Source organism: Megasphaera stantonii, assembly GCF_025567065.1.
Taxonomy (GTDB): domain Bacteria; phylum Bacillota; class Negativicutes; order Veillonellales; family Megasphaeraceae; genus Megasphaera; species Megasphaera stantonii.
In genome coordinates, this window is sequence record NZ_JAOQKD010000006.1 from 56,445 (window position 1) to 74,726 (window position 18,282).

19 protein-coding genes are annotated in these 18,282 nt (G+C 55.6%); 18 read left to right on the forward strand and 1 reads right to left on the reverse strand.

The genetic code is table 11. From position 1 onward, the window contains the following. Positions 1-17: 17 nt before the first annotated feature. A complete protein-coding gene (locus tag OCV58_RS05170) occupies positions 18-824 on the reverse strand; it encodes a transglycosylase domain-containing protein (protein ID WP_154877158.1) in 807 nt (268 codons plus the stop codon). A gap of 194 nt (positions 825-1,018) precedes the next feature. Between OCV58_RS05170 and lpxC the strand changes: the two genes are divergently transcribed. The 18 genes from lpxC (at position 1,019) to OCV58_RS05260 (ending at position 18,270) form a co-directional block, all read left to right on the forward strand. After that, entirely contained in the window at positions 1,019-1,852 is an 834-nt protein-coding gene (lpxC, locus tag OCV58_RS05175) for a UDP-3-O-acyl-N-acetylglucosamine deacetylase (protein ID WP_087477694.1), read from the forward strand. 12 nt (positions 1,853-1,864) lie between these two features. Then, complete coding sequence (fabZ, locus tag OCV58_RS05180) at positions 1,865-2,311, forward strand: 3-hydroxyacyl-ACP dehydratase FabZ (RefSeq protein WP_087477695.1); 447 nt, start codon at positions 1,865-1,867, stop codon at positions 2,309-2,311. Positions 2,312-2,501: 190 nt separating this feature from the next. Continuing rightward, positions 2,502-3,314 (forward strand): acyl-ACP--UDP-N-acetylglucosamine O-acyltransferase, encoded by an 813-nt coding sequence (gene lpxA, locus OCV58_RS05185; protein WP_087477696.1) that lies wholly within the window; start codon positions 2,502-2,504, stop codon positions 3,312-3,314. 135 nt (positions 3,315-3,449) lie between these two features. Then, a complete protein-coding gene (locus OCV58_RS05190) occupies positions 3,450-4,265 on the forward strand; it encodes an LpxI family protein (RefSeq protein ID WP_087477697.1) in 816 nt (271 codons plus the stop codon). Between the two features lie 13 nt (positions 4,266-4,278). Further along, positions 4,279-5,433, forward strand: a complete 1,155-nt coding sequence (lpxB, locus tag OCV58_RS05195; protein ID WP_107195642.1) for a lipid-A-disaccharide synthase — start codon at positions 4,279-4,281, stop codon at positions 5,431-5,433. Continuing rightward, complete coding sequence (gene msbA, locus OCV58_RS05200; protein ID WP_154877159.1) at positions 5,420-7,171, forward strand: lipid A export permease/ATP-binding protein MsbA; 1,752 nt, start codon at positions 5,420-5,422, stop codon at positions 7,169-7,171. The genes lpxB and msbA overlap by 14 nt, the downstream gene beginning before the upstream one ends. Before the next feature lie 32 nt (positions 7,172-7,203). Then, complete coding sequence (locus OCV58_RS05205) at positions 7,204-8,532, forward strand: 3-deoxy-D-manno-octulosonic acid transferase (protein ID WP_394802409.1); 1,329 nt, start codon at positions 7,204-7,206, stop codon at positions 8,530-8,532. Between the two features lie 17 nt (positions 8,533-8,549). Further along, positions 8,550-9,686 carry a tetraacyldisaccharide 4'-kinase gene (lpxK, locus tag OCV58_RS05210; RefSeq protein ID WP_154877160.1) on the forward strand — a complete coding sequence of 379 codons (1,137 nt, stop codon included), beginning with the start codon at positions 8,550-8,552 and terminating at the stop codon, positions 9,684-9,686. A gap of 3 nt (positions 9,687-9,689) precedes the next feature. Further along, positions 9,690-10,427, forward strand: a complete 738-nt coding sequence (gene kdsB / locus OCV58_RS05215; RefSeq protein ID WP_087477702.1) for a 3-deoxy-manno-octulosonate cytidylyltransferase — start codon at positions 9,690-9,692, stop codon at positions 10,425-10,427. Between the two features lie 8 nt (positions 10,428-10,435). Next, positions 10,436-11,281 (forward strand): 3-deoxy-8-phosphooctulonate synthase, encoded by an 846-nt coding sequence (gene kdsA / locus OCV58_RS05220; protein ID WP_087477741.1) that lies wholly within the window; start codon positions 10,436-10,438, stop codon positions 11,279-11,281. Between the two features lie 20 nt (positions 11,282-11,301). Next, complete coding sequence (locus OCV58_RS05225; protein ID WP_087477703.1) at positions 11,302-12,273, forward strand: KpsF/GutQ family sugar-phosphate isomerase; 972 nt, start codon at positions 11,302-11,304, stop codon at positions 12,271-12,273. Beyond that, complete coding sequence (locus OCV58_RS05230; protein WP_154877161.1) at positions 12,273-12,806, forward strand: KdsC family phosphatase; 534 nt, start codon at positions 12,273-12,275, stop codon at positions 12,804-12,806. Before OCV58_RS05225 ends, OCV58_RS05230 begins: the two co-directional genes overlap by 1 nt. Positions 12,807-12,826: 20 nt before the next feature. Beyond that, positions 12,827-13,768 carry a lysophospholipid acyltransferase family protein gene (locus OCV58_RS05235; RefSeq protein WP_154877162.1) on the forward strand — a complete coding sequence of 314 codons (942 nt, stop codon included), beginning with the start codon at positions 12,827-12,829 and terminating at the stop codon, positions 13,766-13,768. Continuing rightward, the gene (lptC, locus tag OCV58_RS05240; RefSeq protein WP_087477706.1) at positions 13,740-14,294 is read left to right on the forward strand and encodes an LPS export ABC transporter periplasmic protein LptC; all 555 of its coding nucleotides are present in this window, start codon (positions 13,740-13,742) and stop codon (positions 14,292-14,294) included. The genes OCV58_RS05235 and lptC overlap by 29 nt, the downstream gene beginning before the upstream one ends. A 3-nt stretch (positions 14,295-14,297) precedes the next feature. Next, positions 14,298-15,029, forward strand: coding sequence for an LptA/OstA family protein (locus OCV58_RS05245; protein ID WP_232818756.1), 732 nt, complete (start codon positions 14,298-14,300; stop codon positions 15,027-15,029). A gap of 22 nt (positions 15,030-15,051) precedes the next feature. Then, positions 15,052-15,771 (forward strand): LPS export ABC transporter ATP-binding protein, encoded by a 720-nt coding sequence (gene lptB, locus OCV58_RS05250; RefSeq protein ID WP_087477707.1) that lies wholly within the window; start codon positions 15,052-15,054, stop codon positions 15,769-15,771. A 16-nt stretch (positions 15,772-15,787) separates the two neighbouring features. Next, complete coding sequence (locus tag OCV58_RS05255; protein ID WP_095629142.1) at positions 15,788-16,876, forward strand: LptF/LptG family permease; 1,089 nt, start codon at positions 15,788-15,790, stop codon at positions 16,874-16,876. 131 nt (positions 16,877-17,007) lie between these two features. Beyond that, entirely contained in the window at positions 17,008-18,270 is a 1,263-nt protein-coding gene (locus OCV58_RS05260; RefSeq protein ID WP_154877163.1) for a DUF3084 family protein, read from the forward strand. The last annotated feature ends 12 nt before the right edge of the window (positions 18,271-18,282 follow it).

Genomic DNA, 18,282 nt, shown 5'->3' on the forward strand with positions numbered 1-18,282 from the left:
GCTCTTTTGATGTTGGATTAATTTGTTTCGCTGCCGTCTCCGCTGAGTCCCAGGTCGTCGCGATAGGCCTGCGTGGCCTGGCTGGCAGAGATATAGCCTTGCTCGGCCATGAGAGCCAGGACGACTTGCTGCCGCTTGCGGGCGGCGTCGTAGTGTTCCAGGGGATTATAATAGGTCGGAGCCTGCAGCAGTCCGGCCAGCATAGACGACTGGGACAGGCGCAGCTCGTCGGGGCCGATGCCGTAATAGGTACGGCACGCTTCGTAGAGGCCCGTGGCGTTGGCGCCAAAATAAGCCGTATTCAGATAAATTTCCAATATGTCGTCCTTGCTGTAGTAGTGCTCCAGCAGAAAGGCCAGTATGACTTCCTGCACCTTGCGGCTCAGCGTTCGTTCGTGGGACAGGAATACGTTTTTGACGACCTGCTGGCTGATGGTGCTGCCGCCTTCTACGGTTTCGCCGGAATAGAGGTTGACTGCGGCGGCGCGGATGATGCCGATAGGGTCGATGGCCCCGTGGCTGTAAAACCGCCGGTCCTCCGTGGCGATGACGGCCTGGCGCAGGGACTGCGGTACGATGTTGATGGACACGTACATGGGAATACGGGCCATCTTGGCATCCATGGCCTCTTCAAAGTGGAGATAGACGTAAGCCTTTTCTTCCAGCGGTTTCAGCGGCGTCAGCCAGGACGATATAAACGATGCCGGCGCGGAACGTTCCGTGCGGCCTCCCGTATCCGGGCCGGAAATGAAGTCGGCAATCAGATTCCAGGAGCTGCAGGCGGCGAAGGCCAGCAAAAAGACGAGCAGTAATTTTTTCTTCATAATACCTCCATGATTCCTTATTATACCATAAGTCGGGCCGGACGAGGCAATACGGAGGCAGAAATGTGGGGCAGCGAGGGCGGATCGGCGCGATTTCTGCGGCTGCGAGTATTGGCAAGTCCCCTGTAAATAATGTATAATAATTTAGTATGGGAAACTATGTTATTTCTAACAAGAGAAAGGAGGGCATATTTATGTCTAATGTGGCGCAAACTACCTTGGCGAAGTCCGTATCGTACAGCGGTATCGGCCTGCACGCGGCCGAGGAAGTCCACATGGTGCTGTGCCCTGCTCCGGCTAATACAGGCATTGTATTCATCCGTACCGACTTGCCGGGCCGTCCGTCCGTAAAGGCCCATTTGTCCAATGTGACCAATACGATGCGGGCGACGACGCTGGAAGACGGCGAAGCGAAGGTGTTTACGGTAGAGCATGTATTGTCGGCGTTGAACGGATTGCAAATAGATAACTGCATCATAGAAATGGATTCGGCAGAGCCGCCCGTAGCGGACGGCAGCAGCCTGAATTTCGTCGAACTTATCGAACAGGCCGGCGTGAAGGAGCTGGACGAGCCGCGGCGGGAATTGGTCGTGCGCCGGCAGCATCTCGTGCAGGAAGACGATAAGTTCATCGCCATCGTGCCGTACGACGGCTTCCGCATCACCTTTACGTCCATCAACCCCCATCCGCTGCTGGGCGTGCAGTTTTTCGACGCGGAAATCACCAAGGAGTCCTATGTGAAGGAAATCGCCTACGCCCGCACCATCGCCTTTACGGAAGAGCTGGAAATGATGAAGAAGCTGGGATTAGGCAAGGGCGGCACCCTGGAAAACGTCGTCGTATACGACAAGGAGGAATGCCTGTCGGTACCTCGCGTCGACGACGAGCTGGTACGCCATAAGGTGCTGGATATCATCGGAGACATGGCAATGATCGGGCGTCCCCTGAAGGGGCATATCATTGCCGTAAAATCAAGCCATAAATTGAACAGTCTTCTGACGAATAAAATTGCGGAAGAATTAGATTAAGGAGGAATTCATATGATTTTGGAAGTAACGGATATTATGGAAATTTTGCCTCATCGCTATCCTATGCTGCTCGTAGACCGCATCATTGAGCTGGAACCGATGAAATACGCTATCGGCATTAAGAACGCGACGTTCAACGAACTGTTTTTCCAGGGCCACTTCCCGGGCCAGCCGGTTATGCCGGGCGTGCTGCTGGCGGAAGCCATGGCCCAGGTCGGCGGCGTCACGCTGCTCTATCCGGAAGAAAACCGCGGCCTGATTCCGTATTTTACGGGCATCGACAAGCTGCGCTTCCGTCACCCCGTCCATCCGGGCGATCAGGTCATCATGCGCGCCGATATTGAAAAGATCAAAGGCCGCATGGGCAAGGTAAAAGCGCAGTGCCACGTAGGCGACACCCTTTGCGCCGAAGGCGAATACTTATTCGCTCTCATGCCGGGTCAGAACAGCAAGAAATAATTTTATTGCATTTTCGTCGGATGTAAGAGAAAAACGGCGAAAATGGGAGATAGGTAAATAAAATGTGCTGTTTTTAAAGTGAAAAAGAGGGCATATTTTTCTTTTTGACATACGACTATATACCGTAGAGAGGGATTAATTTAAACAAGCTCCTGCTGTGGCGGCGGCAGGAACGCGAGGAGTGACTTGAATGACCGAGGAAAAAGAAACTATGCGGCAAAGCATAATACATCCAACGGCTGTTATAGATCCGGCGGCGCAGATCGGCGCCGGCGTAAAAATTGGCCCTTATGCCGTGATTGGCCCGAACGTCGTCATCGGCGACGGCACGGAAATTATGGCTCATGTTACGATCGACGGTTGGACGAGAATCGGCAAGAACTGCCGGTTCTTCCCCAGCGCGTCCATCGGCTCGGAACCGCAGGATTTGAAATTTAAAGGCGAAAAAAGCTATGTCATCATCGGCGACCGCTCCGTATTCCGCGAATTCGTAACGGTCAGCCGCGCTACGGGCGAAGAAGAGGAAACGCGGATCGGCAACGACTGCCTGTTCCAGGCGTGCACCCATGTCGCCCATAACTGCATTATCGGCAATAACGTCATCATGAGCAACTGCGCCGGCCTGGCCGGCCACGTCGTCGTAGAAGACCGCGTCGTTATCGGCGGCATCGCCGGCGTGCATCAGTTCGTCAAGATCGGCAGAAACAGCATGATCGGCGGCTTAGCCAAAGTCGTGCAGGATATCCCGCCCTTCGTCATCGCCGACGGCCAGCCGGCGCGCTGCATCGGCCTGAACAGCGTAGGCCTGTCGCGCGCGGGGATTCCTGAAAACGTGCGGCGCGAGCTGAAAAAGGCCTTCCGCCTGCTCTACCGTTCCGGCTTGAACTTAGGCCAGGCGATTGCCGAAATGGAACAGGAGCTGGACAGCTCGGAAGAAGTTGAACATTTTCTCCGGTTCCTCCGCAATGCTGATCGGGGCATTTGCCGGGGCACGAAAGACTGACGGATACGAAAAAGGAGGGAGATGCGTTCTCGCCTCCTTTTTTTCTTGTAATATGTGCTGTATTACTGACATACGGCGCATTTCTTTGTATAATATAAAAATGGATATTTTATTCATTTGTAAGGGTGATACGCAATGGAAAAAGTCGGATTGTTCGCTGGCGTAGGCCAGCTGCCTGTAGAATTTATGCGCGCCGCCAAGATGCTGGGCCATGAAGTTGTAGTCATCGCCGTCGTCGACGGCGTAGCGCCGGAGTTGGAGCAAGAAGCCGACGCTTACTACGCCATCAACGTGGCCAAGCTGGATAAGGTCATTAAGACCATGAAAAAGGAAGGCGTGACCAAGGTCACGATGATCGGCAAGGTTACGAAGGAAATCCTGTTCAAGGGGCTGAAATTCCCTGACTTGCGGGCTATTAAGCTGCTGGCAAAGCTCCGCAACCGCAAGGATGATACGATTATGCTGGCGATTGTCGAAGAAATCGAAAAAGACGGCATTGAAGTCGTCGACCAGACGCTGTACCTCAAGCCGCTCATGCCGCCGACGGGCGTGCTGACGAAGCGCCGGCCCACTCCGGAAGAAGAGGACGATATCCGCTTTGGCTTCGTCACGGCGAAAGCCATGGGCGGCATGGATATCGGCCAGACCGTCGTCGTAAAAAACAAGGCTGTCATGGCTGTCGAAGCCATTGAAGGCACGGACGCCTGCATCCGCCGCGGCGGCGAGCTGGGACGGGGAAAATCGGTCGTCGTAAAGGTCGCCAAGCCGAATCAGGACGTGCGGTTCGACGTGCCGGCCGTAGGCAAGCAGACCATTCAATCCATGCTGGACAGCGGCTGCACCGTCCTGGCGATGGAAGCGGAGCGGACCTTGTTTGTGGAACAGGAAGAGGTCTTGAAGCTGGCCAATGCCCACGATTTGTGCATCTGCGCCGTAGATAAGACGTTCTGACAGAGGAGTTTTCATGAAAATCATGTTTTCCGCCGGCGAAGCGTCCGGCGATATGCACGGCGCCAACTTAGCGAAAGCCCTGCGGGAACTGGACCCCAGCGTAGAATTGCTGGGCATGGGCGGAGCCCGTATGGAAGAGGCCGGCGTAAACATCATATATGATATTAAAAATCTGGGATTTATCGGCGTAGGCGAAATTCTGCGCAAGATTCCCTTTTTCTTCCGTCTCCGTGATTTTCTCATCCGGAAGATGAAGGAAGAAAAACCGGATTTGCTGGTCTGCATCGATTATCCCGGCTTTAATATGCAGCTCATCAAGAAGGCCAAGGCTGCCGGCATTACCGTCGTCTATTACATCTTGCCGACGATCTGGGCCTGGCACAAGAGCCGGGGTCATACGATTGCCAAGTATTCCGATTTGGCTATTTCCCTGTTTCCCTTTGAGGCGGACATGTATAAGGCCATGGGGACGAACGTCGTCTATGCGGGCCATCCCCTTCTCGACTCGGTCCATCCGTCTATGAGCCGCGGCGAAGCGGAGGCCTTTTTCGGCCTGGATGCCAGCAAGAAGACGATACTGCTCATGCCGGGCAGCCGGATGCAGGAAGTGCGGGGATTGCTGCCGGTCATGCTGGAAGGCGTACGGAAGATACAGGAAACGGTGCCCGATGTGCAGTGCCTTTTGCCGCGGGCTTCGACGATCGATACGTCGGTGCTGGAAGCAATCATAGGGGAGCATGATGTTCCCGTCACGATCGGTGAGAATACCCATGTATACGATATGATGCAGGTCAGCACGGCGGCTATTGCCGCCTCGGGGACGGCGACGCTGGAAACGGCCCTCATGAAGGTGCCTACCCTTTTGGTGTACCGCGTGGCGCCCCTTACGTACTGGCTGTCGAAAGTATTAGTTCACATAGAAAATATCGGCCTTCCCAATATCATCATGGGGCGGCGCATCATGCCGGAGCTGTGGCAGGACGACGTGACGCCTGAGGGCATCGCCAGTGTCGTCGCGCCGTTATTGCACGATGCCGGGCGCTGGGAACAGCTGCGGGACGCCATGGCCGACGTAGGCCGCACCATGGGCGAAGCCGGCTCCGTACGCCGCATCGCCCGGACGATATTACATTTTGCTAAGGAGAACCATCCGAATGAAGCAATATAACAGCTGGCAAAGCTATAAACGTTTGTTGAGGTTTATTACGCCGTATAAAAAACGCCTCGTCGTAGCCGTTATTTGTATGGCCTTTTCCGGCGCGAGCAACGTCGTCGTGCCGTGGCTGATTAAAGACGTTATCGATAAGGTATTGGCGAATAAGGATATTTATACGCTCAACCTCATCGTCATCAGTATTTTGGTATTGTTCCTCCTGCGCGGCTTTTTCTATTTCGGCGAACGCTACCTCATGAGCTTCGTCGGGCAGCGAATCGTAAACGACATACGGGAGAAGCTGTACCGTCATCTGCAGATTTTATCGCTGTCGTATTTTGACCGCCGCAAGACCGGGAATATCATGAGCAACCTGACGAACGATGTCACGGCGCTGCAGACGGCCATTGCCGGCAACCTGATATCCTTCGTCCAGGAATCGGTCATCCTCATCGGCTCCCTCGTTTCGATGCTGGTGCTGAACTGGAAGCTGACCCTGCTGACCCTGGTCATCGTGCCCCTCGTCGTCGTGACAATCAACGTATTCGGCAAGCGATTGCGCCGGGCCGGCCACGAAGTGCAGGGCAAGATGGCCGATATTACGGCCCTTTTGGAAGAGGCCATTTCCGGTATCCGCATTATCCGTTCCTTTAACCGCGAGGCCTTTGAAATCAAGCGGTTCGTCAAGCAGAACGACAACAATTTCTGGGCCCTTATGAAGACGACGCGGCTGACGGCTATGCTGACGCCGTTCATTCAGTTTTTTGCAGCCATCGCCATTACGGGGATCATCTGGTACGGCGGCATGAGCGTCATCGACGGCGATATGACGGCCGGCGAGCTCATCGCCTTCCTGATTTACGCCATCAACCTGGCCAATCCCGTGCGGCGCATCAGCGAAATATACGGCGATATCCAGCGGTCCCTGGCCGCTGCCGACCGGGTATTCGAGACCCTCGACACGGAACCGGACGTCAAGGAAAAGGAAGGCGCCGTCGAATTGCCGCCCGTACAGGGCCACATCGAATTCGAACACATTTCCTTTGCCTATGACGCGGAGCATCCGGCCCTTACGGATTTCAACCTGTCCGTCAAGCCCGGCCAAATAGTAGCCCTCGTCGGGCCCAGCGGCGCCGGGAAATCGACGGTGGCCAACTTGCTGCCTCGTTTCTATGACGTGACGAGCGGCCGCCTGACCATCGACGGCGTCGACGTCCGCGACGTGACCTTTTCCTCACTGCGCCAGCAAATCGGCTTGGTGCCGCAGGAGACAATGCTGTTCAACGCGACGGTCCGGGAAAATATCCTCTACGGCCGGCTGGACGCCAGCGACGACGAAATCGTAGCGGCTGCCAAGGCGGCCAACGCCCATGACTTCATCATGAGCCTGCCTCACGGCTATGAATCCATCGTCGGCGACCGGGGCAGCGCCTTGTCCGGCGGCCAGCGCCAGCGCATCGCCATCGCCCGGGCTATCTTGAAGAATCCGCGGATTCTCATCCTCGACGAAGCGACGTCGGCCCTCGATACGGAAAGCGAAAAGATCGTGCAGGCCGCTCTGGACCGCCTAATGGAAGGCCGGACGGCCGTCGTCATCGCCCATCGCCTGAGCACGGTGCGCGACGCCGACCATATCGTCGTCATCGACCACGGCCATATTGCCGAAGAAGGAACCCATGAAGAGCTGCTGGCTAAAAAGGGCTTGTATGCGAACTTGTATGCCGTGCAGTTTAAAGATAACGCAGAAGGATAAGATTCATGAAGACAAATATGAGAGCCCAATCCATGTATTGGCTGTACAACGTACTGCTGCTGGTGTATTGGGCGACGCTGATTCCCATGCTCATTTACCGCCTGATTCGCGAAGAAGGCTTTTATCAGCGCATCAAACAGAGCATCGGGTTTCTGCCGGATGATTTAAAAGAAAAAATATCGAACCGCCACGCCATCTGGGTGCACGCCGCGTCGGTCGGAGAAATCGTAGCGGCCAGCCCTATCGTGCGGGAAATGCGCAAGACCCATCCGAACGAGGTCATCATCGTGTCCGTCGTCACGGCGACGGGATTCCGCATGGCCCATCAGATTATCAAGGGCGCCGACGGGATTTTATATTTCCCTCTGGACCTGCCGTACCTGACGGACCGCATTTTGACCATCGTCAAGCCGCGGGCCATCGTCCTTGTCGAGACGGAAATCTGGCCGAACTTCCTGCGCATCGCGGCCCGCAAGAATATTCCCGTCATGATGATGAACGGGCGCATCAGCCGCCGCAGCTCCAGCCGGTACCGCATGATTACCTTCTTTACGCGCCGCGTCTTGTCGACGATTTACGTGTTCTGCATGCAGAGCCGCATCGATGCCCAATATATCATCGACATTGGCGCCGACCCCAATAAGGTCATCGTCACGGGCAATACGAAGTACGACCAGACCTACGGCATCGTGACGGATGAAGAAAAGAAGCGCTACCTCAAGGAGCTGGGATTCGACGAAAATACCTATCCCATCATGATTGCCGGCAGCACCCATAAGGGGGAAAACGTGTCGGTATACAAGGCGTTCTGCAATATACGGAACCATTTTCCCGGAGCGAAGCTCATCATAGCGCCGCGCTACATTCATCAGGCCGACCTCATTTACGATGAAGGCGTCAAGCACGGCGTGACGATGGTCAAGCGCAGCGACATGGTAGCGGGAAAGCAAATTGCCGGCCCGTACGACGGCGTCCTCCTCGATACGATCGGCGAGCTGGGCCGGGTGTACAGCCTGGGCGATTTGATCTTCGTCGGCGGCAGCCTGGCCCATATCGGCGGCCATAATATCCTGGAGCCGGCGGCGCACGGCAAGCCGATTGTCGTTGGGCCGAACATGTTTAATTTCGTAGAAATTTTCGATCTTCTCAGCAGCCGCGGCGCCTGCGTCATGGTGCGGAATGAAGAAGAATTTATCGATACCTGTCTGGATATACTGATTCACCCTGAAAAGGCGGAAGAAATGAAGCGCCACTGCCTGGAAATCGTCGAAGAAAATCAAGGGGCGACCAAGAAGAACCTCGACGAGCTGCAGCGGCTGCTGGACGAAGTATACGGACATTATGAAGTAGACAAGAAGTAAGCATCGGAGATGAGCATATGGCATTGCGCACGAAACTTGCCGCGTACTTTCTCGATTTGATGAACGGCTCGTCCTCCCATTTCTGGGACGGGCTGGTGCTGGGCGCGCTGGAGCGTGCCTCCGTCCTGTATCGGAAGGGCGTCGAGAAAAAATACCGTTCCTATGCGGACCATCCGGAACGGCAGGCACGGCTGGACGCCGTCGTCATCAGCCTCGGCAACATTACCGTCGGCGGGACGGGAAAGACGCCGGCTGCCTGTATGCTGGCGCAGCGGCTGCAGCGGGAAGGATACCGCGTAGCCCTGCTCAACCGGGGATACCGCTCTCAGAAGGAACACGACGGGGCGGTCATGTCCGACGGACGGCAGGTGCTGCTGTCGGCGGCGGAAGGCGGCGACGAAGCGTGCCTCATGGCCCGCAGCCTGCCGGGGATTCCCGTCGTCATCGGACGGGAACGCCGACGGAGCGGACAAATGGCTATCGAACAGTTCGGCTCGCAGGTCTTGCTGCTGGACGACGGTTTTCAGCACTGGCAGCTGCATCGGGACTTGGATATCGTCCTCGTCGACGCGACCAATCCCTTCGGCAACGGCAAGGTATTGCCGCGGGGGATTCTGCGCGAGCCCATGGAGCACCTGAATCGGGCCGGCCTGTTTCTCATTACGAAATGCGACCAGGCGTCGCGGGAAGCCATTGACGCCGTGTACAGCACGTTACAGGCCTATAATCCCGACGCGCCCATTGCAGAATCGGTCCATCGGGCTAAGTGGTGCATATCCTTCGGCGACTGGAACGGCATGAAGGGGCGGGAAAACTGCCAGGCTCTTCCTAAGGGAACGAAGGCCGTCGCCGTATCGGCCTTGGGAAACCCGGCGTCCTTTGAGCAGACGATTCGCTCCTTTGGATATGACGTCGTTCAGGCTCTGCGTTACGATGACCACCATCACTATGGAACCGATGACATGGCGGCGATGAAAAAGGCGGCAGACGCCGCAGGCGCCGTGCTGATTACGACGGAAAAGGACGCCGTAAAGCTCAATCCGGAATGGATCAGACAATACGATCTGCCCCTGTACGTCCTGGGCATTTCGCTGGAGATTACCAGGGGCGGAGAACAGATAGATAAGGTATTACGCCACGTAATAGGAGGTTAGGTTATGAAATTTGTATGCATCATCCCATCCCGCTACGCCTCGACGCGCCTGCCGGGCAAGCCGCTGGCCGATATTGCCGGCAAGCCTATGGTGCAGCGCGTATATGAACAAGCGGCGAAGGCGGCGAAGCTGGAACAAGTCGTCGTCGCCGTCGATAATCCGAAAGTGTACGACACGGTCGTCTCCTTCGGCGGCCATGCCGTCATGACTCGGGAAGACCATGCCAACGGCACGGACCGCCTGGCCGAGGCGGTAGCTCATTTCCCTGACGCCGATGTCATCGTCAACGTCCAGGGCGACGAGCCTCTCATTGCGCCCGACGTCATCGACGCCTTGTGCGCCGTCTTTGAAGAAGACCCGTCCCTGTCCATGGCTACGGTCGCCTCGCCGCTGGCAGAGGAAGAGTACAATGAGCCGAGCGCCGTCAAGGTCGTCATGAATCAGAAAGACGAAGCCATGTACTTTTCCAGATCCCTGATTCCCTATCCGCGCAACGCTTTTGACGATACGATACGCCCGTATAAGCACATCGGCATTTACGCCTACCGCCGCGATTTCCTGCTGCAGTACGCCGCTATGGAACAGACGCCGGCGGAAAAAGTGGAATCGCTGGAACAGTTGCGGGTTCTGGAAAATGGATATAAGATAAAGGTAATCAAGACAAATCATACGTTTATCGGCATCGATACGCCGGAAGATTTAGAACATATCCGCGCATACTTCGCGCAAAAGGGAGAATAACGCATATGATGGAACAAGTAAAACGCGTAGCCGTAGGAAATCAGACTGTCGGCGGAGACGGAAAGCTCTTCGTCATGGCCGGCCCCTGCGTGCTGGAAGAAACAGAACGGGTGCTGAATATCGGCCGGGAAATGAAGCGGATCTGCGAATCCCTGGGGGTCACGTATATCTTCAAGGCCTCCTTTGATAAGGCGAACCGCTCGTCCTACACGTCCTTCCGCGGCCCGGGACTGACGGAAGGGCTGCGCACCTTGAAGTATATTAAAGAAGAATTAGGCGTGCCTGTCGTCAGCGACGTCCACTCCATCGAGCAGGTAGAGCCAGCGGCAGAGGTGCTGGATATCCTGCAGATTCCCGCTTTCCTCTGCCGGCAGACGGACCTTCTGGAAGCGGCGGCGAAGACGGGCAAGTGCGTCAACGTAAAAAAAGGCCAGTTCATGGCCCCGGAAGACATGAAAAACGTCGTCGACAAGATCACCTATATGGGCAATGAAAATATCATGCTGACAGAACGGGGATTCTGCCTGGGATACCATAACCTCGTCGTCGACATGCGCAGTTTCCCCATTATGCGCAGCTTCGGCTATCCCGTCGTGTTCGACGCGACGCACAGCGTCCAGCTGCCCGGCGGCGCCGGCACGAAATCGGCAGGCCTTCGCCAGTACATCGGCAACCTGGCCAGAGCGGCGGCCGGTTCGGGCATCGACGGCGTATTCATGGAAGTGCACGATAATCCTGCCGAAGCTTTATGCGACGGCCCGAATATGTTATACTTGTCGCAAGTAGAAGGCGTGCTGCGCGATATGATCGCCATCAACGACATTACCCGCAGAAGCGTCAGTACGGCGAAATAATATACAGAGGTGACATTACGATGGATATATTAGCAGAAGCAAGAGACGTACTCCAGCAAGAAGCAAAAGGCATTGAAAATCTCATTCCTACGCTGGATCAAAACTTCGTCAATGCCGTGCATATGATCATGGAATCGAAAGGCCGCACCATTGTAACCGGCATGGGAAAATCGGGCCATATCGCCCGCAAGGTATCGGCGACGCTGTCGAGCACGGGCACGCCGTCTATTTTCCTCCACCCGGCCGAAGGCATTCACGGCGACTTGGGCATGGTAACGGGAGACGACGTCGTCCTGGCCTTTTCCAACAGCGGCGAAACCGTAGAAATTTTGAATATCCTGCCGTCGCTGAAACGAATCGGCGCTAAAATCATCGCCGTCGTAGGCAACCACAACTCGACGCTGGCTAAAAATTCCGACGTCATCCTCGACGCATCCGTCGAAAAGGAAGCCTGCCCTCTGGGATTAGCGCCGACGACGAGCACGACCGTGGCCTTAGCCCTCGGCGACGCCCTGGCTATCGTCCTCCTGTCGTGCCATCACTTTACGAAAAATCAGTTCGCCATTTATCATCCCGGCGGAGCTCTCGGCCGCAAGCTGCTCATGACCGTTGAAAACGTCATGCACAAGGGCAATGACAATCCGGTCATTTCCGAAGACAGCATCGTACAGGACGCTTTGTTCATGATGACGGAAAAGGGATTGGGCGCCGTATCGGTCGTCGACGAAGAAGGCCGCCTCGTCGGCCTCGTTACGGACGGCGACGTCCGCCGCGGCCTGGAAACGGGATCTAACTTCCTCCAGTGGCCCGTCGACGCCATGATGACTAAAAACCCCCGTCAGATTACGAGCGATAAGCTGGCCGCCGAAGCCCTTCATATCATGGAAAAGAACCAGCCCCGTCCGATTACGGTACTGCCCGTCGTCGACGGCGACGGCAAGGCCGTCGGCATGGTGCATCTGACGGACTTGCTGCGGCAGGGAGTCGTCTGATGGACGGCTGGAGAGACATAAAATTGTTGGCCTTCGATGTAGACGGAGTGCTGACGGACGGTACGATTTACTACGGCCCCGACGGCGACGCCATGAAGGGCTTTTCCGCCCGCGACGGCATGGGGATTTCCCTGGCCCGGGCGGCAGGTCTGAAAACGGCCATTATTACGGGACGCCGTTCTCCTATGGTCGAGCGGCGGGCCGCGGATCTGCATATCGACTACGTGATGCAGAATACGTCGGACAAGCTGGCCGCCTTTTCCCAGCTTTGCCGGGACCTGGGCATATCGATGGGGGAAGCCGCCTATATGGGCGACGATTTGAACGACCTGGCCGTCGTGGCGAATGCCGGATGCGGCGCTTCGCCGGCCGACGGCTGCGCGGAGGTGCGCGAGGCGGCCTCCTTTGTATCGGCCTATGCCGGCGGCCACGGCGCGCTGCGCGAGTGGGTCGAATATATTTTAAAACAGCAGCACCAGTGGGACAGTGTCCTCAGCCGCTATATGAGCGGCATGGCAGCAGTGATTCAATAGTAGAAAGGAGCGTCTGTATTGTGTTTAAGGATTGGCAGTATCACGCTGCGCGGGGATTAGGTAAGTTGCTGTGCTGTCTTCCGTATCCAGCCGTTATTTCTTTGGGACGAACCTTAGGCCCGGTTATAGGAAAGCGATTGAAAAAACAGTACGAGCGCGGAATTTTCCACATCATGCGCGGCATGGAATGCGATAGGGGCGCAGCGGAACAGATCATGCACGGCCTGTTTCAGAATTTGGGCCAGTCGCTGATGGAAATTCTCTACACGCCGAAGCTGAATAAAGATAATATTTCCCAGTATGTTACGCTGGAGCATCCGGAACGGCTGGACGCGGCGCTGAAAGAAAACAAAGGCGTCATCGTGCTGACCGGCCACATCGGCAACTGGGAATGGATGGGCGCGTCGCTGGCCCTGTACGGCTATCCGACGACGACTATCGTCAAAAAGCAGCCGAACGACCAGGTGACGCGGCTCCTCAATGAAAATCGCGAAATGATGGGACTGGAAGTATTTGCCCGCGGCGGGAATGAAATGATCATCGCCGCGCGGGCCTTGAAGCGCAAAAAAATATTGGGATTTTTGGCCGATCAGGACGGCGGATTTTACGGCGTTCCCCAGCCCTTTTTGGGGAAGATGTCGTCGACGCCGCGGGGACCGGCGCAGTTCGCCCGTAAATTCCGATCGCCTATCCTGCCGATTTTTGCGATTCACGACGAACACCACCGTCACCGCGTCGTCATCGGCGAGGTCATGTATTATGAAGATACGGGGAATAAGGACGAAGATATCGCCCGGCTGACCCGGAAGATGGCCGTGCTGACGGAACTGTTTATCAAAGATCACCCGACGGAATGGCTGTGGTTCCAGCACCGCTGGAGCACGGCGCCGGAAGAAATTATAGCGTTGCACCAAGGAGCGGAGGCAGACGGCAGTGACGATAACACAACTCAAGCAGAATAAAGGAAAACTTATCGGCGCGGCATGTGTCATCGCCTTTGCCGCCTTATTGTACTCGCTGATGGAAGAGCCCGTGGCGCAGCCTGAGGTGAAGACGGACAACCTCGTCGAATTCGAAGGCTCCGAGCTGGTGGAAAATAAAAACGGCAAGCTCGTCTGGAAGCTGACAGCCGATAAGATTATGATCGATCCCCAGACGGAAATCATGTATTTTACAAATCCTAAAGCCCTGCTCGTCGATGAAGAAGACGGCACGGAAATGACGATTACATCGCCGAATGGCGTTGTAGACCGCAAGAAGCATACGATTGAAATCAAACCGCCGGTCAGTGCGGCGACAAATCGGAATGATACATTGCAGACTGAAGGCAGTGTGTATTATAATATGAATACGCATATGGTAAAGGGCGGCAAGGTCGTCATGAACCGTCACGACAACACGAGCCTCCGCGCCGATGCGTTTGAAACGACTACCAGTATGGATAAGGTAACGCTGACCGGCCATGCGCAGGTAACCAAGGGAGAATAAGCTATGATGAAGAAATTACAGAAAAAAATGCTTGCTTTAGCCCTGTTGGGACTCATGAGCATCCCTGCTGCAGGTCTTTGGGCCGCGGACAATCCGTCCGTATCCGTGACGGCCGATAAGCTGGAATACAACGGCAAGACCCAGGTGGCGACAGCGACGGGCAACGTCGTCATCGTGCGCGACAAGGCGACGATGAACGGCGACAAGGCCGTATACAACTTGAAGACGGCAGAAGCCGACTTGGAAGGGAACGTCGTCGTGCAGCAGCCGGACATGCATTTGACGGCAGACAAGCTGCATTCGACGAACCGCAATTACGTCATTGCGACAGGCGACGTGCGCGGTATTTATCAGGACAAGAAAGTAAACGGCGATAAGGTCGAATACTATTTGGATAAAGATTACGGTATCGTAACGGGCAACGGCTATCTGGAAGCCCAGGGCTCCCGGCTGTGGGCCGACCGCATCGACGCTTGGTTTAAAGAAATCAAGGCCGTAGGGCAGGGCGACGTCCATATCGAATCGCCGGCAGACAATCTCGTAGCCGACGCGACGAAAGCCGTGTACACCCAGACGCCGGGCAAGAACGACGGCGTCGTCCATCTGACGGGAGACGTCAATGCCGTACAGAACGGCAATTCGCTGACAGGCGACAACATCATGATCCGCTTGGCCGATAATTCCGCCCAGGCCATGAGCCGGTCGACCGTCGTCATCATACCGGGCAGCGAATAAGCGGCGGCGCAAGGAGCAATGTATGCTGATTCAAACACATAATTTGGTAAAAATGTATAAGGAAAAGCGCGCTGTCGCCGGCGTCAGCATTCAGGTGAACCAAGGGGAAATCGTCGGCTTGCTGGGGCCGAACGGCGCCGGCAAGACGACGACCTTTTACATGATTGTCGGCATTGAGCATCCCGACGAAGGCTCGATCTGCATCGGTAATCAGGATATTACGGGTCTGCCCATTCATAAGCGGGCGGCCTACGGCATCGGCTATCTGCCCCAGGAAGCGTCGATTTTCCGCAAGCTCACTGTCGAAGAAAACCTGCTGGCTATGCTGGAGACGACGAAACTGAGCAAGCGGGAACAGCGCCGGAAAGCGGAAGCGCTGATGGAGGAATTTTCTATCATCAAGCTGCGCAAGCGCTTGGGAATTCAGCTGTCCGGCGGCGAACGGCGCCGCGTGGAAATCGCCCGGTGCCTGGTCATGGACCCGGCCTTTATTTTGCTGGACGAACCCTTCGCCGGCATCGACCCCTTGGCGGTCAACGATATTCAGGGGATTATCAGCCACCTGAAAAATCGCGGCATGGGCGTCCTCATTACGGACCATAACGTCAGAGAAACGCTGAGCATCGTAGATAAAGCCTATATTTTAAGCGAAGGTCGCATTCTTTTGGAAGGCAATCCGGAAATGATTGCCAACGACCCGGTGGCAAGGAAGTTCTATTTAGGCGACGACTTCAGAATGTAACAGGCAGGGAGACAGAATGCGAATATTAGATAAGTATATATTAAAAGAATTTATCAGCCCGTTTTTGTTCGGCGTCTGCGCTTTTACGGCCGTGTTCATCGGCACGGGGACGCTGTATCGTATTGCCAACCTGATCAATACGTACGGCGCGTCGGCTTGGGCGGCTTTCCGCATTTTAGTGCTGGCTATGCCGTCGATCATCGTCGTGACCTTCCCCATGTCGGTCCTCCTGGGATCGCTGATGGCCTTTGGCCGCCTGTCGAGCTCCAGCGAGCTCATCGTCATGCGGTCGGGAGGCCAGAACTTCGCCCGCCTGGCTATGCCTATTTTCATCGTTGCCTTTTTCATTTCCATCGGCACGACCATTTTCAACGAATACGTCGTGCCTCGGGCCAACAACGCCTACAACACGATTATCAACGAAGAAGTCAAGCATAACGTCGCACCGGCGACGCAGGACCACATCGTCCTCAAAAACGTCAAAGGCGCCAACATTTCCAGCCTGATGTACGCCCGCCAGTATAATTCGGAAACGAAGATGCTGACGGACCTTACGGTGCAGGAATTTGAAAACGATACGCTCGTACGGGTGGAAAAGGCCGAATGGGCCGACTGGAACGGCTCGAAATGGGTCATGCACGACGGCATCATTTACGACCTTTCCGGCGGAGACGGCGTAGAACGGACGATGACCTTCGATCATCAGGCCCTGCCTATCGTGCAGAAGCCGGACCGCATCAACGCGTCTCAGAAAGACCCCGATGAAATGACGATACGCGAACTGAGAGAACAGATTCAGATTCTCGATGAAAACGCCGTCAATACCAATAAGATGAAGGTAGAAATGTACAACCGCTTCGCCCTGCCCCTGGCCAGCCTGGTGTGCGCCATCGTCGGCGCGCCCCTGGGCATGCAGAAGCAGCGCGGCAGCTCGTCTATCGGCTTCGGCATCAGCGTCGTCGTCATCTTTATTTACTACACGATCATGACGCTGGGGAACGCCCTTGGCAACGGCGGACGGATACCGCCGTATCTGGCCGCATTTCTTCCCGATATCATCTGCGGCATTACCGGCGCGGTTCTCGTATACCGCAAGTCGAAATAAACGGTTAGCAGCTCGGTCCTATTAGGCAGCCGCGCTGCTAACCCGTTTTTTATATGGACATTTCTTATAAAAATAGGGAATGACAGAATGCGTATTATGTTATATGATAATATTATACAAGGAGGTGCTGTATGGAATACGGATGGATTATGCTGTTCGTGCTGGCCATCATGGGCGGTATTATCGCCTATTTAGGCGATAAAATCGGTTCGCGCGTCGGCAAGCGGAAAATTAAATTATTCGGCCTTCGGCCTAAATATACGTCTATCCTCGTCACAATCCTGACCGGCATCAGCATTGCCGCCGTTACGCTGGGCGTCATGTCCGTATTGTCAGAAAACGTGCGCATCGCCTTGTTTGGAATGCGGCAGCTTCGGATGCAGAACGAAGCGCTGGAAACGCAGCGCGACCAGCTGCTGAAGCAGGCCGGCGATTTGGGGAAAGAACTGGATGAAAAGAACCGTCTCATCGCATCTAATGAAGACTTGCTGCAGCTGCAGCAGGAGCAGCTGGACGGGAAAAACGAGGAAATCCGGCTGACGCAGCTTGATTTGCAGCAGGCCCAGGCGGCGCGGGACGATAAGGCCCGTCAGCTGTCGGTCATACAGGTCGCCATGGACAAAGCCCTGCAGGATAAAGATAAGGCCGTAGCGGACCGGGACGCGGCGCAGCATGACCTGGCCGTATTGGAAGAAACGAAGGAACGCATGGTCAGCACTATCGAGGTGCTCGACAAGCGCATCCGCATCCTCAATGAAACGATGACCAATATCCGCGAGGGAACCGTCATGTTCCGCGTAGGGGAAGTCTTGTCCAGCGTCGTGCTTAGCAGCGGCCAGGATGGCAAGACGACGCGGGAAGAATTGAGCCGGGCTATGCAGCAGACCAATGCCATGATTTGCCGGTATTTGGGCATTACCGATGAAAATGCCGTCATGGTGTACATTGCGCCCGACGAATTCAACGCGGCCATCAGCGCCCTGCAGCAGGGCGAAGCCGGCGGCAAGAAGCTGATCCGCCTCATCGCGGCGGGTAATATCATGGTCGGCGAACCGGCGCTGGTTCATATTGATATGCATGACAACAACCTCATTTATCATAAAGGCGACATCGTATACGAAACGGAGCTGAACGAAAGCGAAACGGCTCATAATCCGGAATTACAGGTTATGCGTTTTCTACATGACGTAAACTTGCAGGCCAAGGCCAAGGGCGTGCTGCCCGACCCGCTGAGCGGCAACGTCGGCGCGTTGTCGGCGACGGAAATGTTCGATACCATTTCCCGCATCAAAGGGCTCAGCGGCGAACACATCGTCCTGCGGGCCGTCACGCTGAACGACACGTATACGGCAGGACCTCTGGGCATCGACATCATCGTCGAGCCGATTCAATAAGCAAAGGAGATT

Bases quoted from the DNA above. Each gene is read 5' to 3' on its own strand.
- msbA (WP_154877159.1), top strand. From the start codon at position 5,420: ATGAAGCAATATAACAGCTGGCAAAGCTATAAACGTTTGTTGAGGTTT.
- kdsB (WP_087477702.1), top strand. From the start codon at position 9,690: ATGAAATTTGTATGCATCATCCCATCCCGCTACGCCTCGACGCGCCTG.
- lpxA (WP_087477696.1), top strand. From the start codon at position 2,502: ATGACCGAGGAAAAAGAAACTATGCGGCAAAGCATAATACATCCAACG.
- OCV58_RS05205 (WP_394802409.1), top strand. From the start codon at position 7,204: ATGTATTGGCTGTACAACGTACTGCTGCTGGTGTATTGGGCGACGCTG.
- lptB (WP_087477707.1), top strand. From the start codon at position 15,052: ATGCTGATTCAAACACATAATTTGGTAAAAATGTATAAGGAAAAGCGC.
- fabZ (WP_087477695.1), top strand. From the start codon at position 1,865: ATGATTTTGGAAGTAACGGATATTATGGAAATTTTGCCTCATCGCTAT.
- OCV58_RS05245 (WP_232818756.1), top strand. From the start codon at position 14,298: ATGATGAAGAAATTACAGAAAAAAATGCTTGCTTTAGCCCTGTTGGGA.
- lpxC (WP_087477694.1), top strand. From the start codon at position 1,019: ATGTCTAATGTGGCGCAAACTACCTTGGCGAAGTCCGTATCGTACAGC.
- OCV58_RS05225 (WP_087477703.1), top strand. From the start codon at position 11,302: ATGGATATATTAGCAGAAGCAAGAGACGTACTCCAGCAAGAAGCAAAA.
- OCV58_RS05190 (WP_087477697.1), top strand. From the start codon at position 3,450: ATGGAAAAAGTCGGATTGTTCGCTGGCGTAGGCCAGCTGCCTGTAGAA.
- OCV58_RS05255 (WP_095629142.1), top strand. From the start codon at position 15,788: ATGCGAATATTAGATAAGTATATATTAAAAGAATTTATCAGCCCGTTT.
- OCV58_RS05170 (WP_154877158.1), bottom strand. From the start codon at position 824: ATGAAGAAAAAATTACTGCTCGTCTTTTTGCTGGCCTTCGCCGCCTGC.
- kdsA (WP_087477741.1), top strand. From the start codon at position 10,436: ATGGAACAAGTAAAACGCGTAGCCGTAGGAAATCAGACTGTCGGCGGA.
- lpxK (WP_154877160.1), top strand. From the start codon at position 8,550: ATGGCATTGCGCACGAAACTTGCCGCGTACTTTCTCGATTTGATGAAC.
- OCV58_RS05260 (WP_154877163.1), top strand. From the start codon at position 17,008: ATGGAATACGGATGGATTATGCTGTTCGTGCTGGCCATCATGGGCGGT.
- OCV58_RS05230 (WP_154877161.1), top strand. From the start codon at position 12,273: ATGGACGGCTGGAGAGACATAAAATTGTTGGCCTTCGATGTAGACGGA.
- lpxB (WP_107195642.1), top strand. From the start codon at position 4,279: ATGAAAATCATGTTTTCCGCCGGCGAAGCGTCCGGCGATATGCACGGC.